The following is a 15,333-nucleotide window of genomic DNA, read 5'->3' as shown; positions in this document are numbered from 1 at the left end:
CTACAGCAGTCCGATGTCGGTGAGGGTGGTCTTGACACTGGCGATGTCCTCGTCGAGGAAGGTCTGGAACTCCTCGCCGGCCAAAAAGGCGTCCGACCAGTTGTTCTCCTCGAGGGTGGCCTTCCAGGTGTCGGTCTCGTGCAGGTCGGTGACGAGCTGAGTGAGCTTCTCGGCCTGGGCCTCGTCGATGCTTCCTGGGGCGACGACGCCGCGCCAGTTGGTGAGCACGAGGTCGATGCCCTCGTCGGTGAGGGTCGGGGTGTCGGGGAGCTGCGGCGCAGCTTCCTCGCCGGAGACCGCGAGGGCCCGGAGCTTGCCGGCCTCGACCTGCTCCGCGTACTCGCCGACGCCCGAGATGCCGGCGTTGACCTTGTTGCCCAGCAGGGCCGCGAGCGACTCGCCGCCGCCGGAGTAGGGGATGTAGTTCAGGTTGTCCGGCGAGATGCCGGCCTCCTTGAGCACCGAGCCGGCGAGGATGTGGTCCGCACCTCCCGCGGAACCGCCCGTGATGGAGACGCCCTGGCCCTTGGCCTCGATGTCGTCGAGGAGGTCCTGGATGGTCTGGTACGGCGAGTCGGCGGGGACCACGATCACGAGGGGCTCCTCTGTGAGGCGGGCGATCGGCGTGGTGTCCTCGATGCGGTTGGCCGCGTTGTTGGTCTCGACCGCGCCGACCATGACGTAGCCCATGACCATGAGGGTGTCGGGGTCCGTCTCGGTGGCGAGCTGCGCGAGGCCGTTGGTGCCGCCGGCGCCGCCCACGTTGACCACGGAGGCGTTGCCCACGAGGTCGTTCTCCTTGAGGTCCGTCTCCATGGCCCGGCCGGTCTGGTCCCAGCCTCCACCCGGGTCGGCGGGGACCACGATGTTGAGCTTCTCGATGGCACCGTCCTCGTCCGAGGCTGTGGTGCTCTGCGTCATGGAGCCGCAGGCCGACAGGGCGAGGGCGGAGACGAGGGCGAGGGTTGTGAGGGTCGAACGGCGCGCCGTTGTGCGATCGATCGTCATGATCTTCTCTTCCTTGAGATGAAGTGCGAGATGTGATGCGGGTCACCACTGCTGATCTCAGGCTAGGAAGGCCGCTGACGGTCGGTAAAGCATGCGGTCGTAGTGCTCGTATTGGTCTTTGTGGTCACGGCCCGCAGGCGGCGTGCTTCACCATCCGGTGGCATTCCTGAACTGCTCTTCGAAGAACGGGCCCAACGTCTCGGCGTACGTAGCCGTGAGGTGGTTGTCGTCCAGGTAGACGCGGACATTCCCGATGACGGCGGGACAGGTGCCGGAGACGCAGAAGTAGTCGTCGAGGTCCATGGTCGCAAGGCCCGGGGTGATGTCGGCCATCTGTGCGATGGGCGAGACTTCCCCTGTGTCGCGTGCATCGGCGTCCCTCGGGTTGCACGGGTCGGACGATGCCCCCCATCTCTCCACGCACTCCACCATGTTCTGGGTGAAGCGCGGGTTGTCGCGGATCGCAACCACGGGGACGCCCTGAGCCATGAGGTCCGAAGCGCCCTGACTGAATCCGCCGGGTAGCAACTCGTACGGGGCGTCGGTGATCGAATACGTTCCCGTGGTGAACACCGCATCGGGACGGAGCTGCAGTATGTAGTCCTTCACCTGAGCGTTCCGCTCATTGCAGTCGGGTGTCATCTCCTCCGGGTAGGCGACGTACTGGCACCCGCCCTTCACGATCGCGACCACGGCCCAGTTGTTCGCCTCCGCCATTGGCTTCATGGCGGCGAGCCACTGCTGGACGTGGCTGTTCCCGACCGCCACGATCGTGCGGTCGGGCTTCGCCTGGTCGACGACGACCGAGCAGCTCGTTCCCTGGAGAAGCGGGGCATCCGTGGAGTACCGCCCGGTGCAGGGATCGGGCAGACCGACCCAGTCGCGAGCGACGACCTTTGCTGCCGGCACCAGCGGGACGCCGTCGGGCGCGGTGAGTCCGAACCGCGGATCCAGCACCAGGGCTCCCGGATTGTTCCTCTCGGCTTCGGCCGCAATGCGTTCCGACTCGATCCGCAGGCTCTGCTGCCACACCGTCAGGGGAACCGCGACGAGTCCCAGGCACACCGCCAGCACGAGCACCGAGCGCCGGCGACGGCGGTCGGCCCAGGCCAGCGCCCGCAGAGGCCGCTCGATGAAGCGCATCGTGACGTAGGCCAGCACAAGGGACACGGCGATGATGATGAGGCCGCCCAGCACACCCGGCGAGGGACGGTCCTGCCAGGTCAGTGCGAGCACCAACACCGGCCAGTGCCACAGGTACAGGGCGTAGGACAGATCCCCGACCCGCACCAGCGGCTTCGATGACAGGAACCGGTCTGCTCCGACGGCGCTGTGGGTCTGCCCGGCCATGATGACGAGGGCAGCCGCCATCAGTGGCCACAGGGCTACATAGCCGGGGAACTGCCCCTGCACGTCGAGCAGGAAACCGCCGCTGAGCATCGCGAGGACGCCGACCCAGCCGGCGACGACACGCACCACGCGGGGCAGACGGACGTACGGCAGGGCCAGCGCGAGCAGCGTGCCGAGGGCGAATTCCCAGAGCCGGGCGCGCGTGTCGAAATACGCGTATGCCTGGTTCGTATAGGTCTCCCATACGGAGAACGCCAGCGAAGCAGCGAACAGCGCACCGAAGACGACCAGCACCACACCGCGGAACCTGAGCTGGAAACGGCGCGCCACCAGCAGACTGGTGAGGAACAGCAGAGGCCAGAGGATGAACACCTGGCCCTGCACGGACAGCGACCAGAAATGCTGCAGCGGACTGGCCTGACTGTGATCAGCGGCGTAGTAGTCGACCGTGTGGGCGGCCAGCATCCAGTTCTGCACATAGAACAGCGACGCCCATGACTGCTCCATGATGTCCCACCAGCGGGACGCCGGCACCAGCACTCCGGACGCGGCAAGGGTCCCGAGGATGACGACCACGACGGCCGGCAGCAACCGTTTGAACTGATGCAACCAGTGGCGGGCCAGGTCCAGCGGGCGCCCCGACTCCACCTTCCGGAGGAACGACAAGGCCAGCAGGAAGGCCGAGATCAGGAGGAAGACATCCACTCCGCCCGATACCCGGCCGAACCAGATGTGATAGGACACCACCATCAGTACGGCCAGCGCACGCAGGCCCTGGACCTCCGGCCGGAAACCGCGGTCAGCGCCGTCACTTTCCCCATTCGAAGCAGGAGTTTCGATCGTTCTAACGGCCGTCATCACGGCCTTCCACGGTAGACACGGTGATCGATTCTACCGGTGCGCCCTCAGCCTCATGTCCGTCCATCAGCTGTGGTGAGCCTCCGTCTCGGTCCTGATGAGCTCTTCGCCGGCGTCGGTGTGCGCCGCGGCGGCGGGTTCGAGCATCTGCTCCCTGGAGTACTGGAAGACGACCATGGCGACGGCGATGACGGGCGTCGCGAGGAAAGCTCCGACGATACCGAACAGCGAGCCTCCTGCCGTCACCCCCGTGAGCACCACGGCGGGGTGGAGCTTGAGTGACTTGCCCACCAGGATCGGCTGCAGGACGTTGCTCTCGAGCTGCTGCACGAGGAGCACGATGCCCAACACGATCAGTGCGGTGACCCAGCCATCCGACAGGAGAGCCACGAGCGTCGCAAGGAATCCGGTCGCGACGGCGCCGATGACGGGCAGGAATCCTGCGAAGAAGATCAGGACTGCCAGTGGCAGGGCGAGCGGCACCCCGAGGATCCACAACCCGAGACCGATGAACCCGGCGTCCACGAGCGCCACGGCGGCCTGCGACGACACATAGGCGGAGAGGGTCCTCCAACTCCTGGAGGACACCTCCGCGACATGCACGAAGACCGTGCCCGTCGTCCATCGCAGCAACCACCGGGAGAAACGGTCCCCGTCCTTGAGGCAGAAGAAGGTGAGGACCAGCGCCAACAGCACCGTCACTGTCACGGATCCGACCGTACCGAGGCCGGAGGAGACCTGGGACAGGATCTCGCCGACGTTGTCCTGCAGCCAGGCCAGTGCCGAGGTGAGGAGCTCATCGACGTCCGGGACGGCGAAGGGTAGTGATTCCGCGAGATCGCCGAGGTTTCGCACGTTGTCGACCGCCTGGCTGGAGAGGTCCCGTACCCCGTCCACGGAGAGGGCTGCGGCGGTCCAGCCCACTCCGATCACTGCGGCGAGCAGGCCCAGAACCGAGAGTGCCGCGGCTGCTGCATCGGGCAGGATACGGCGCAGAATCCTGTTGAGGGGCCAGAGTATCGAGGCCAGGAGGAGGGCCAGGACGAGCGGGAGGACGATCACCCACAGGGTGGACAGGAGGTAGATCAGTCCCACGACCGCGATCACGACGATGAGCGCCCGCCCGAGGATGGCGGTGGTCGTCGTCAGGGCCGAGAGCACCGCTCCACGGCGGATCCGGTCCAGCATCGCCTGGGAGGACGTGGCTCCGCGTTGCTCCTCGCCGCCGGCTCCGCGAGGTTCCTGCGCGTCGGTCCCATGACTCATGACGGCGTCACCGAGGCTGCGGTCGGCACGGACCGGCGCTCACGCCACCAGAGCAGGAGCACAAGGGCCGCACCGCCCAGGCATGCGAGCAGCGGCCCCGCCCATGCGTCGCCGGGTGGAAGGAGTGCGCTGCCGTCCTGCCAGGGCCACAGTGCTCGAAGTGAGCCGAGGATCAGCCCCGTGGCGGCCAGGAGGGTTGCGCGCCGATGCGCCCGCAGTAGGTACGCGAGGACCTGGACCACGGAGACGAGTCCGAAAGCCGCACCGGCGCCGAAGAGCGCCAGGTATCCACCGTCGCGTGTGCTGACCGCCTCGAGCGTCGGCTCGTACATGCCGAAGGTCAACAGGATGAAGGAACCCGAGAGTCCGGGGAGGGCCAGGGCACAGACCGCGACCGACCCGCTGAGCGCGACGACCCACCCGGGTGGGTTCTCCACCTCAAGGGACGGCAGAGCCAGCAGGAGGAACACCGCAGCTGCAACGGCAAGCACGACGACGGACCCGCCGAGTCTGGAGATCGCGGTCGAGGGGCCCGCTTCCCGGGCCATGGTGATGGGCACCAGCAGGCTCGCCGACACCATCCCGAGGAACAGGGAACTGGAGATCATCGGCTGCGTGTCGACGAAGGTGTGCAAGGGCTTGGAGAGGATGAACAGGGCGAGAAACATACCGACGGCCAGCGGCAGGACCAGCGCCCACTCGACTCGGGCCAGACGACGTCCTGCGCTGTGGCGGTCACGCTGCACGGCGAGCTGCACCAGACCACCGATGAGGTGATTCGCCGACGCCACCAAGCGGTCGAACACACCCAGGACGAGTGCGACGGTGCCGCCGGAAACCCCCGGGACGAGCTCCACGAGGCCGATCAAAGCTCCGTAGAGCGTGTTGCCGAGCCTTGATCTCATGGCGGGCTGGGTTGGCTGTGTGGCGGTGCGGGAGGAGAATTTCACCGTTTCCACACTAACGACCGTGTTCGGCCGAAGCGCCCGATCGGGGCGACGGTTGCTGTTCCGTGACAGGATCGATGGCCGACCGTGACCCAGCGAGGAAGTCGAGAGCCCGCCCCCTGCGTCCCGGCCGGCGCCCAGCGGGGCTGCTAGCGGGTCACGCCGACCGCACCGTCTCCTATCGCTGCGCTCGGGATCGAGCGCGCTGGAGCAGAAGCAGGACGGCCGACGCAACCAGCACGATCAGCCCGATATAGAGCAGGAACTTCAGTGTCTCGACGGCGACCCCGACGATCAGGAGGACGAGAGCGACAAGGGCCAGGACAATCAACAGGGATCTCATCTACCCAGTATGGCCGAGTCGGTCGGTCGGTCGGCCGTCGGAGGCCAGGCAGGCTCCGAGGCCGCCGGTAAGCAGAAGCCGGGCGGGAAGCAGTGGGACCCCACTGATTCCTGATGGTGCTCGAACCGGGCAACGAGACCAGGAGCGGCCCGATGTGACGGAGGAACGCGTGTCACACTAAGAGGATGATCCGAACGATGTCGCTTCGATCGCAGCTGTTCTTCCTGCAGTTGGCCATCGTGCTCGTCATCGTCGCCGTGGCAGGGTCCACGGCCGTCGCCATGCAGCGGCTGCAGATCCGCGAGCAGTACGAGGACCGCATGGTCGGCGTCGCCCAGTCGGTGGCGCAGCTGCCCTCCGTCGTCGAGGCGTTCGACCAGGCGGATCCGAGCGCGACGATCCAGCCGATCGCCGACCTCATCCGCCAGTCCACGGGCGTGACCTACGTCGTCGTCACGGACGAGGACGGCATCCGCTACTCCCACCCGAACCCCGACCTCATCGGGGCGCTCGTCTCCACCGATCCGTCCATCCCCCTCTCCGGGGACATCTTCGTGGGCACGCAGACAGGGACGCTCGGCGAATCCTGGCGCGTCAAGGTGCCCATCTACGGCGACGACGGCGGCATCATCGGTACCGCATCCGTCGGCACGCTGGAGTCCGAACTGGACGCCGACCTCTACGAGGACCTCCCCCGCCTGCTGGCCTGGCTGATCGTCGCCGCGCTCGTCGGTTCCGCCGGGGCAATCTGGATCTCCCGGCTCGTGTGGCGCCGCATCTACCGCCTCGAGCCCGAGCAGATCGCCTCCCTCCTCGAGACGCGCGACGCCATGATCCACGGCATCAGTGAGGGCATGGTCGCCGTCGACGAGCACCACCGGATAGCACTCCTCAACGACGAGGCGAAGAGGCTCCTGGGCCTCGGCGACGCAGCGACGGGCCGGCCGGCGGCCGACGTGATGGAGCCCGCCCTCGCCCGTCTCCTGACCGACCCCGCCGACACCGACGAGACCGTCCTGTCCGGCGAACGTGTGCTCCTCGCCCGCACGTCCGATGCCCTGGTGGACGGCACGCGCGTGGGGCGCGTCATGATCCTCCGTGACCGCACCGAGCTGTACCAGCTGCTCACCGACCTCGACGGCGAACGAGACGCCACGCAGGCGTTGCGGGCGCAGGCGCACGAGTTCGCCAACCGCATGCACACCATCTCCGGGCTGCTCGAGCTGGGCCGCACGGAGCAGGCCGTCGACTTCATCTCGCGGTCGGGGCACGGCGGCTCGCTGGTCTCGGGATCCATAGCGCCGGGCATCAAGGACCCCGACGCCGCGAGCCTGCTCATGACCAAGAGCACCATCGCCTCCGAGAAGGGCATCACGCTCAGGACCGACGACACGTCGACACTCGATCCGGACGGCACGACCGACGTCGTCACCATCCTCGGCATCCTCATCGACAATGCGATGGAAGCCGTGACCGGGAGCGGTCGCGCCGACGGCCAGGTCCTCGTCCAGCTGGACACCGCCGACGACGCCGTGCGCGTCACGGTGTCCGACAACGGCCCCGGTGTCGCACCGGAGGACATCGACGGCATCTTCTCCTCCGGCTACTCGACGAAGGACGGCGGCTCCACCGGGACGCGGGGTTTCGGCCTCGCCCTGGTGGACCGGATAGCGCGGCGCCGCTCCGGGCACGTCGTCGTCGACGATTCCGGCCTGGGCGGCGCCGAGTTCACCGTCTGGCTCGCGCCGTCGCTCCTCGACGTCCCCCGTTCCACCCTGCAGGTGCCATGACCGACGCGACGCATTCCTCCGCTCCCGCGCCGATCCCCACCCTGGTGGTCGACGACGACCACCAGGTCGCCGGCATCCACACCGGGTTCCTGCTCGCCCACGGGGCGTTCGACGTCGTCGGCGCAGCGCACACGGGCGCGCGGGCGCTCGAACTCGTGGAGGACCTGCGGCCCCGGCTCGTGCTGCTTGACATCCACTTGCCGGACATGACGGGGATCGAGGTGCTGCGCGCCCTGCGGAACCGGCCGGGCGAGCCCCTCGACGTCATCGCCATCACCGCTGCCCGCGAGCTCGAGACGGTGCGGGCCGCTGTTGCGGGCGGGGTCCTGCACTATCTCGTGAAGCCCTTCAACGCCGCAGTGCTGAACGAGCGGCTGGACTCCTACGTGGCATACCGGCGCGACCTCGACTCCCACGCCACGGACGGCACCGCGTCGCTGGACCAGGGCAGGATCGACCGGCTCCTGCGCACCGCGGCGGGGACCGGCGCGGGCCGCGGCAGCGCGCCGTCGGGCATTGCCGTGGCCAGGACGGTCACGACGCCGAAGGGACTCTCCGCGCCCACGCTCGACGCCGTCATGCTGGACCTCCGCGGCCACGGGCGCGGGACGTCGGCGTCCGACGTCGCCGAACGGCTCGGCATGGCCCGGGTCAGCGCGAGGCGCTACCTCGAGTTCCTCGTGTCGCGGGGACAGGCGCGGATCGTCCCGCAGTACGGTTCGGCAGGACGTCCCGAGAAGTTCTACGTCTGGACGGGCGACGCGCGGAGCACCTGAGGAATAACCACCGGCCGGGGAGGTTGTGGTGGGAATGACTGAGAACACGACAGACCGGACAGGCGCCAGGCGCAGCACCATCGGCTTCATCGGCAGCGGCAACATCGGCTCGCAACTCGCGCGCCTCGCTGTCGGTCGCGGCGACCAGGTCGTCATGAGCAACTCCCGCGGCCCCGAGACGCTCCAGGACCTCGTCGGAGAACTCGGTGAGGGCGCCCGCGCCGGAAGCGTCGAGGAGGCGGCCGCGGAGGGCGACGTCGTCGTCGTCACCATCCCGCTGAAGGACATCGGCTCCGTTCCCGTGGAGCCGCTCGCCGGGAAGCTCGTCATCGACACCTGCAACTACTACCCCCAGCGCGACGGCCGGATCGCCGAGCTCGACGACGAGAGCACGACGACGAGCGAACTCCTGCAGCGACGCCTCCCGGGCTCCTCGGTGGTGAAGGTGTTCAACAACATCCACTTCGAGCAGCTCACCACCGACGGCACGCCTGCCGGCACCCCCGGCCGGCGGGCCCTGCCGATCGCGGGTGACGACTCCGACGCGAAGCAGGCCGTGGTGGAACTCCTCGACGAATTCGGCTTCGACGCCGTCGACGCCGGGTCCCTCGCGGAGGGCTGGCGCTTCCAGCGCGACACCCCGGGCTACGGCACGGTGCATGACGCGGACGGCATGCGCGAGGCGCTCGGCCAGGCCAGGCGCTACGCCAAGATGCGCTGAGCGGGACCTCCTCGGGAAGCGCTGCCTGGAGCCGGCCGAACAGGCGGGCTACCGGGTTGCGATGACGACCGGCGAGCAGCGCGTCGCGTCGCACACCTGGTATCTCGCGGAGGTGCCCTTCGCGGTCGTCGTGTAACGGCCCGAATTGGCGATGCGGGTCCGCACTCCGTTGGTCAGGAGCGTCACGGTCGAGCCCGTGGCGCCCGTCCAGGTGAGCGTGGTCGAGGTGGCGCTGCGGACCTTCGTGCTCGTCGCGGTCAGGGCGATCGCGGGAGTGGCCGGTGCGGGAGTGGGCGTCGGGGTCGACGTCGGGCTCGGAGTCGGGGTCGGAGTCGGGGTCGAGGTCGGCGTCGGGCTCGGCGTCGGGGTCGTCACCACGGGCCCGGCCCCGGCCGGGATGAAGGAGAAGTCCCGGATGACGACCTTCTCGGGCTTCACATGCGCCGGGTCGCCTCCCCCGCCGCCGGTGACCCAGAGGTTGAAGTGGATCGTCTCGCGGGCCGGCTCGGGCACGTTCTCGCCCTGCTTCACGGTGCGCTTGAGCAGCGTCCCGGAGGAGCCCTCCCCCGCGAAGGTCTCGAAGGTGAGCTTGTTCGGCTCCCAGATCAACCGGTGTGTCAGGACGAGATGGCTGGTGACGTCGAAGATCGCAGTATCGTTGCCGACCCCTGGCGGCTTGCTGGCATCGAACCAGTAGCCGTGGCCCTGGGTGATCGGCCACACCTGGTTGTTGATGCTGCCGCCTCCCCACGAACTGGCCTCGCACAGGTCGATCTCGTTGAAACCGGGCGCCACGGCCGGGTCGTAGGTGAAGAGGCAGCCCCACACCACTTCCTTCTGCAGCGTGGTGAGGTCCTTCTCGATCGTGGTGCTGTAGGTGCCGTAGCCGAAGCCGTGCCGCGTGGTGTTGAACTCCGCGCCGATGGTCGACTCCCCGGTCGGATTGGAGAGGGTCATGGTCACGTGGCCATTGGCGTCCGGGCTACTCACGTTGGCGGCGGCGAACTGCTGGTTGTAGTTCGGGGCGCCGTTCGACCGGCGCTTCTCCCAGTTGAAGCCCTTCCAGGCGAAGTCGCCCACCGGTCCGGGATCTACGGCCAGTGGGGTGGTGTTGGCCGTGACGGGCCCGGGGACCGATGCCATCAGCAGGACGGCCGCCAGGGCGGCGCCCAGGAGTGATCTCCGGCCGCCCGACATCCCTCGGCGGGCACGGGACGACAGGGTCGAAGGAGGCATGGCTGAGACCTTTGCTGTTCGATGGCCCGGCTGACCCCGTGGGTCCCGTGGCTTTGCGTCACCGGTTCGCACCGGTTTTGCCCTTATCGCTGAGCGGGTGCATCCAGCGGTGCCGCTGGTCCTGGTGGCAGGTCCCTCGACACGTCAATCCTCCCGCATGCCCCTTCCGGAAGGACCTTCCATAAGCGCAGGTATTGCTCAATATTGACGCACTCCCGCCGCCCGGCGGACGCCATGCCTCCACTCGGGTACCTTGGTTTAATGCTTCATGGTCCCCGCGGACCCGGTGAGCGTCTCAGTGCGGCCGGCCCGGCGCACACAAGTCACCGCAGCAGTGCCCGCGCGCACGGAAGCAGGAAGTGGAGTGTGCTGAAGCATGGGGATCATGTCACCAGATGATCTGTCCGTCGATGACGGACATCGAGACAAGCAGGACGATTCGTTCGGCGGCCGGACGCTGTTGATCCGGGCGATCGTCCTCGTGACGGCCGTCCTGGGGCTGAACTACATCGCGTGGCGGTGGCTCTATTCGATCAACTGGGACGCCTGGTGGATCGCCATCCCGCTGGTGCTGGCGGAGACCTACTCCCTGATCGACTCCCTGCTCTTCGGCTTCACGGTGTGGAGGTTGCGGAAGCGACAGGCCCCCGAGGCCCCGCCCGGCCTGACCGTGGACGTCTTCATCACCACCTACAACGAGCCGCTGGACCTCGTCCTCACCACCGCACGCGCAGCGAAGAAGATCCGCTACCCGCACAACACCTGGATCCTCGACGACGGCAACCGCGCCGAAGTCCGCGAGGCCGCGGAAGCCGAGGGCATCGGGTGGATCACGCGCTCCGCGGACTGGAAGGACATGCCCCGGCACGCCAAGGCGGGCAACCTGAACAACGCACTCATGTCCACGGACGGCGAGTTCCTCGTCATCCTCGACGCCGACCAGATCCCCGATCCGCTCCTCCTCGACAAGACCCTCGGCTACTTCACCAACGAGAAGATGGCACTGGTGCAGACGCCGCAGGTCTTCATCAACGTGCCGGACTCGGATCCGCTGGGCAGCCAGGCACCGCTGTTCTACGGCCCCATCCAGCAGGGTAAGGACGGGTGGAACGCGGCCTTCTTCTGCGGCTCGAACGCCATCATCCGCCGCGAGGCGCTCATGCAGCTCGGCGTCACGCGCTACGTGACGGAGATCGAACTCGCTCTGCACAAGGCGCTCAAGACCTCGGACAAGGTCATCGCGAGGGCCAAGAAGAACCTGGGCGCGCACAACGAGCGCGTGGGCGAGGCCCTGGACCTCGTGGCGAAGGACCTGCGCAGGGTCCGTCGCCGCCTGCGGAAGGGCGACGGGATCTCCGAGGTCACCTACGAGTTCCAGCAGCGGGTCGTGGCTGTCACCCGCGGACTCGTGGCTGCGGACATCGCGGCCTTCCACGAGGACCTGGCCTCGCTCGAGGACCTCGACATCGAGGGCCTGGAGGCCGGGCTGCAGGACGCTTCCGCCAGCACCCCCGGCCTCGCCGTCGTCGACGACGCCGCGCTCGACCAGCTGGCGCAGCGCTCGTGGTCCCCGCTCGCCGCGATCGACGCCGTCCGCGTCCTGATCGAATCGGTCAACGCCGACCGCAGTGGCGAGGCGCAGGCCGTGATGCCGATGGCCACCATCTCCGTCACCGAGGACATGGCCACGTGCATGCGCCTGCATGCGCTCGGCTGGGAATCCGCGTACCACCACGAGAAGCTGGCCGACGGGCTCGCGCCCGAGGATCTCAACTCGATGCTGACCCAGCGCCTGCGCTGGGGCCAGGGGACCATCCAGGTGATGTTCCGCGAGAACCCGTTCGCGCAGAAGGGCCTCACGATCGCCCAGAAGCTGATGTACTGGGCCACCATGTGGAGCTACCTGTCCGGCTTCGCAGCGCTCGTCTACATCGCGGCACCGATCATCTACCTGCTGTTCGGGATCCTGCCGGTCAACTCGATCAGCACCGAGTTCTTCGTGCGGCTGATCCCGTTCCTGCTGGTCAACCAGCTGCTGTTCGCCGTGGTCGGCAAGGGCGTGAAGACGTGGCGCGGGCAGCAGTACTCGCTCGCCCTGTTCCCCGTCTGGATCCGCTCGATCACCTCGGCGTTCGGCAACGTGTACCTCGGGCGGAGCCTCGACTTCGCCGTCACCCCCAAGACCCTGCAGCAGGACAACACGCTGCGGTGGGACCTCGTGAAGCCGCAGCTCTGGGCCATGGGCCTGCTGGTGGCCGCCGTGATCGTCGGCGTCGTCCGCATGCTCATGGGACAGGCGGACATCCTCGGGACGTCCGTCAACATCGTCTGGGTCATTTTCGACCTCGTCATCTTCAGTGTCATCATCGAGGCCGTCCGCTACCGGGGCTACGAGCACTACCAGGCGGACATCGCGAAGGCGAAGGCCCGCCAGGAAGCGAAGGGATGACGGCTCCCCGTCGGGGGCGACAGCAGTGGACGGCATGCCTGACCCTGATGGTGACGCTGGCGCTGGGACTCCTGGCCGGAGTCACGCCGGCACAGGCGACCACGGCCGTCCTGCCCGCCACCACCGCCGAAAACGACCGGACGCCCGTCGAGGATCCGACCGGGCTGACGGAGGGCCGGTACTTCGGGCCCGAGCTCGACTGGTCCGTCGACAACGCCCGCGCGTATGCCGACCGCACCGGGATCACGCCGTCGTTCTTCAGCCGGCCGGTCGCCTACCCGCTCGATGCCGACGCGGAGCGCGACCTGATCGATCTGGTCCGGCAGGAGGCGTCCCTCGGTGCCGTCGCCGTCGTGTCCCTCGAGCCGTCGAAGCCGCTCGCCGAGCTGACGGAGGACGACGCCGATCATCTCGCGGACACGCTCGGGCGCATCAGCGACGAATTCCGCACCGGGTTCTTCCTCCGCTTCGCCCCGGAGATGAACGGCACCTGGTTCAGCTGGGGCCAGCAACCCGACACCTACGTCGAAGCCTTCCGCACCCTGGCCGACGAGGTCCACGCGCGGGTGCCGTCCGCCGCGATGGTCTGGGCGCCGTCGTACGCTGCCGGCTACCCGTTCACCGAGGCCTACGGCGCCGTGGAGGGCCTCGGCTCCGGCACCGTCACCGCCCTCGACACCAATGGCAACGGCCTGATCGACGAGGGCGACGACCCCTACCGGCCCTACTACCCCGGCGACGACGCCGTGGACTGGGTGGGCCTGTCCCTGTACCACTTCGGCAGCTACGAGCAGGGCGCGACCACGGACGCGAAGGGTACGCGCGAGTACTCCGGCGCGATCACGACCTCCGTGCTGCCCGAACCGGGAAAGTTCGCGGACCAGCTCGCGGGCACCTACGGTGCGGCTCCCGGCGCTCCCCGGATCGACTTCGCGAAGGAGTACGCCGCGGGGAAGGGCAAGCGGTTCCTCGTCCAGACGGCCGCCCTCCACGATCCCGAAGACTCCGACAGCGCTCCGGAGGCGGAGATCAAGCGGGCATGGCTGAACCAGGTGTTCGACCCCGCCATCGCCGAGGAGTACCCCGAGATCGGCATGGTCGCCTGGCTCGAGGCATCGCGCCCGGAGCCCGAGGCCCAGGGCCACACGGTCGACTGGGGCCTCGGCGGAGACGATGCGACGGCGGCGGCCCTCCGCAGTACCCTCGACGCGGCACCCGGGGTTCGGCTCGGCCCGATCACCGACGTGGTTCCGCAGGAGGACGCGAACGAGTCCACCAGGCAGGTGTGGCAGGCCGGCGCACCGGTCAGCGCCGTGATGGGCTGGCTCGTGCTGTGCGTCGTCGGGCTCTTCGCCCTGGTGCTCCTGGCCGGACTGGCCAAGCGTGTGGTCCCGCAGTGGCGCTACCCGGACGAGCATGCACCGCGGGACGCCCGGATCGACCTGCTGCGCGGCTGGATCATCACCTCGGTGGTCGTCACCCACATCGAGGTCGCCGGCCCCTGGTCCTTCATCTCCCGCAACCTCATCGGGACCATCACCGGCGCGGAACTGTTCGTCCTGCTGTCCGGCGTCGTGCTCGGGATGGTGCACCCCATCGCGGTCGAGCGCCGCGGTGCCGTGGAGGCTGCGAAGGGGACCACCCGGAGGGCGCTCAAGCTCTACCTCACGTCCCTGGCCGTGGTCCTCACCGTCTACCTGCTGTCCCTCGTCCCCTTCATCGATGCGACCGTGCTGACCACCTTCACGGACCGTGGGACGGGCGGGGCGGGTACCGAGGCCGCAGGCCGCGTGTACGACCTCTACCCGAACATCACGCGCCTGTTCGACTACCCGCCGGCCGGGTACGCGATCCGGGACCTCCTGCTCCTCACCATGGGACCGTGGGCCTTCAACATCATGGGCCTCTACGTGGTGCTGACACTGACGGTCCCGCTGCTCGTCCTGATGCTCCGCAGAAAGCTGTGGTGGCTGGTGCTCGCCATCAGCTGGGCGCTCTACATCGTGGACAGCATCTTCCACCTGCGCGTCCTCCCCTCACAGTTCCAGGACGTCTTCCCGCTGCTCACCTGGCAGGTGATCTTCGTCCACGGCGTCGTCCTCGGGTATCACCGCCGCGCCATCATCGACGCGCTCAGTACCCACCGGGGGAAGATCTTCGTGGGCGTGGCGACGGGTGCCTACGCGCTGGCGCTGGGAACCCTCTGGCTGAACTACACCCTGGGACTCGATCTCCCCTTCATCCCGACGGGCTTCTACCAGACCCTGTACGAATCCGGGTACGTGCGCGTGTTCCTGCAACCGGGGCGGCTGCTCAACCTCGCCTTCTTCATCCTCGCGGCGCACGTGATCCTGACCTCGTTCTGGAAGCCCATCAACACGCTGACGGGCTGGCTCTACATCCCGCTGGGCCGCGCGAGCCTGTACGTGTTCATCGTCCACGTGTACTTCGTGCTCGCGGTCGCCAACATCCCCGGGCTCGACCGCACGAGTGCCTGGCAGGGACTCGTGATCCACGCCGTGGTGACGCTCGCCATCTGGGCGATGGTGAAGAAGAAGGTGCTGTTCCGGGTGATCCCGAACTAGCCGG

Annotated in this window: 11 protein-coding genes and 1 riboswitch; of the genes, 5 read left to right on the top strand and 6 right to left on the bottom strand. The window is 68.0% G+C overall.

The window, feature by feature from the left end:
- The 5 genes from ACIQCY_RS06355 to ACIQCY_RS06335 all read right to left on the bottom strand — a co-directional run bounded on the left by ACIQCY_RS06355 (position 1) and on the right by ACIQCY_RS06335 (position 5,772).
- Positions 1-1,008: a Bug family tripartite tricarboxylate transporter substrate binding protein gene (locus tag ACIQCY_RS06355; protein ID WP_400483047.1), complete on the bottom strand. Its 1,008-nt coding sequence runs from the start codon at positions 1,006-1,008 to the stop codon at positions 1-3.
- Between the two features lie 147 nt (positions 1,009-1,155).
- Positions 1,156-3,216 carry an acyltransferase family protein gene (locus ACIQCY_RS06350; RefSeq protein WP_400483046.1) on the bottom strand — a complete coding sequence of 687 codons (2,061 nt, stop codon included), beginning with the start codon at positions 3,214-3,216 and terminating at the stop codon, positions 1,156-1,158.
- A gap of 66 nt (positions 3,217-3,282) precedes the next feature.
- The gene (locus ACIQCY_RS06345; protein WP_400483045.1) at positions 3,283-4,482 is read right to left on the bottom strand and encodes an AI-2E family transporter; all 1,200 of its coding nucleotides are present in this window, start codon (positions 4,480-4,482) and stop codon (positions 3,283-3,285) included.
- Complete coding sequence (locus tag ACIQCY_RS06340; RefSeq protein ID WP_400483044.1) at positions 4,479-5,387, bottom strand: DUF368 domain-containing protein; 909 nt, start codon at positions 5,385-5,387, stop codon at positions 4,479-4,481. The genes ACIQCY_RS06345 and ACIQCY_RS06340 overlap by 4 nt, the downstream gene beginning before the upstream one ends.
- Before the next feature lie 220 nt (positions 5,388-5,607).
- Positions 5,608-5,772, bottom strand: a complete 165-nt coding sequence (locus tag ACIQCY_RS06335; RefSeq protein ID WP_400483043.1) for a hypothetical protein — start codon at positions 5,770-5,772, stop codon at positions 5,608-5,610.
- Positions 5,773-5,969: 197 nt separating this feature from the next.
- Between ACIQCY_RS06335 and ACIQCY_RS06330 the strand changes: the two genes are divergently transcribed.
- The 3 genes from ACIQCY_RS06330 to ACIQCY_RS06320 are packed head-to-tail and all read left to right on the top strand — an operon-like array spanning position 5,970 to position 9,059.
- The gene (locus ACIQCY_RS06330; RefSeq protein WP_400483042.1) at positions 5,970-7,562 is read left to right on the top strand and encodes an ATP-binding protein; all 1,593 of its coding nucleotides are present in this window, start codon (positions 5,970-5,972) and stop codon (positions 7,560-7,562) included.
- Entirely contained in the window at positions 7,559-8,338 is a 780-nt protein-coding gene (locus ACIQCY_RS06325) for a response regulator (RefSeq protein WP_400483041.1), read from the top strand. The genes ACIQCY_RS06330 and ACIQCY_RS06325 overlap by 4 nt, the downstream gene beginning before the upstream one ends.
- A 34-nt stretch (positions 8,339-8,372) precedes the next feature.
- The gene (locus ACIQCY_RS06320) at positions 8,373-9,059 is read left to right on the top strand and encodes an NADPH-dependent F420 reductase (protein ID WP_400483040.1); all 687 of its coding nucleotides are present in this window, start codon (positions 8,373-8,375) and stop codon (positions 9,057-9,059) included.
- A gap of 48 nt (positions 9,060-9,107) precedes the next feature.
- Here ACIQCY_RS06320 and ACIQCY_RS06315 read toward each other — a convergent pair whose 3' ends face one another.
- Positions 9,108-10,295, bottom strand: a complete 1,188-nt coding sequence (locus ACIQCY_RS06315; RefSeq protein ID WP_400483039.1) for a hypothetical protein — start codon at positions 10,293-10,295, stop codon at positions 9,108-9,110.
- Positions 10,296-10,312: 17 nt separating this feature from the next.
- Positions 10,313-10,387, bottom strand: a riboswitch (cyclic di-GMP riboswitch).
- Between the two features lie 293 nt (positions 10,388-10,680).
- On the opposite strand from ACIQCY_RS06315, the gene ACIQCY_RS06310 reads away from it, so the two are divergent.
- Both ACIQCY_RS06310 and opgC read left to right on the top strand, forming a co-directional pair.
- Positions 10,681-12,744 (top strand): glycosyltransferase, encoded by a 2,064-nt coding sequence (locus ACIQCY_RS06310; protein ID WP_400483038.1) that lies wholly within the window; start codon positions 10,681-10,683, stop codon positions 12,742-12,744.
- Positions 12,741-15,329, top strand: a complete 2,589-nt coding sequence (gene opgC, locus ACIQCY_RS06305; protein WP_400483037.1) for an OpgC domain-containing protein — start codon at positions 12,741-12,743, stop codon at positions 15,327-15,329. The genes ACIQCY_RS06310 and opgC overlap by 4 nt, the downstream gene beginning before the upstream one ends.
- Positions 15,330-15,333: the final 4 nt, after the last annotated feature.

Source organism: Arthrobacter sp. NPDC092385 (assembly GCF_044755105.1).
Lineage (GTDB): Bacteria > Actinomycetota > Actinomycetes > Actinomycetales > Micrococcaceae > Arthrobacter_D.
This window is presented reverse-complemented; position numbering and strand designations above follow the sequence as displayed.

Coding starts and splice junctions, on each gene's coding strand:
- ACIQCY_RS06355 (WP_400483047.1), bottom strand. CDS start 1,008: ATGACGATCGATCGCACAACGGCGCGCCGTTCGACCCTCACAACCCTC.
- ACIQCY_RS06350 (WP_400483046.1), bottom strand. CDS start 3,216: ATGACGGCCGTTAGAACGATCGAAACTCCTGCTTCGAATGGGGAAAGT.
- ACIQCY_RS06345 (WP_400483045.1), bottom strand. CDS start 4,482: ATGAGTCATGGGACCGACGCGCAGGAACCTCGCGGAGCCGGCGGCGAG.
- ACIQCY_RS06340 (WP_400483044.1), bottom strand. CDS start 5,387: ATGAGATCAAGGCTCGGCAACACGCTCTACGGAGCTTTGATCGGCCTC.
- ACIQCY_RS06335 (WP_400483043.1), bottom strand. CDS start 5,772: ATGAGATCCCTGTTGATTGTCCTGGCCCTTGTCGCTCTCGTCCTCCTG.
- ACIQCY_RS06330 (WP_400483042.1), top strand. CDS start 5,970: ATGTCGCTTCGATCGCAGCTGTTCTTCCTGCAGTTGGCCATCGTGCTC.
- ACIQCY_RS06325 (WP_400483041.1), top strand. CDS start 7,559: ATGACCGACGCGACGCATTCCTCCGCTCCCGCGCCGATCCCCACCCTG.
- ACIQCY_RS06320 (WP_400483040.1), top strand. CDS start 8,373: ATGACTGAGAACACGACAGACCGGACAGGCGCCAGGCGCAGCACCATC.
- ACIQCY_RS06315 (WP_400483039.1), bottom strand. CDS start 10,295: ATGCCTCCTTCGACCCTGTCGTCCCGTGCCCGCCGAGGGATGTCGGGC.
- ACIQCY_RS06310 (WP_400483038.1), top strand. CDS start 10,681: ATGTCACCAGATGATCTGTCCGTCGATGACGGACATCGAGACAAGCAG.
- opgC (WP_400483037.1), top strand. CDS start 12,741: ATGACGGCTCCCCGTCGGGGGCGACAGCAGTGGACGGCATGCCTGACC.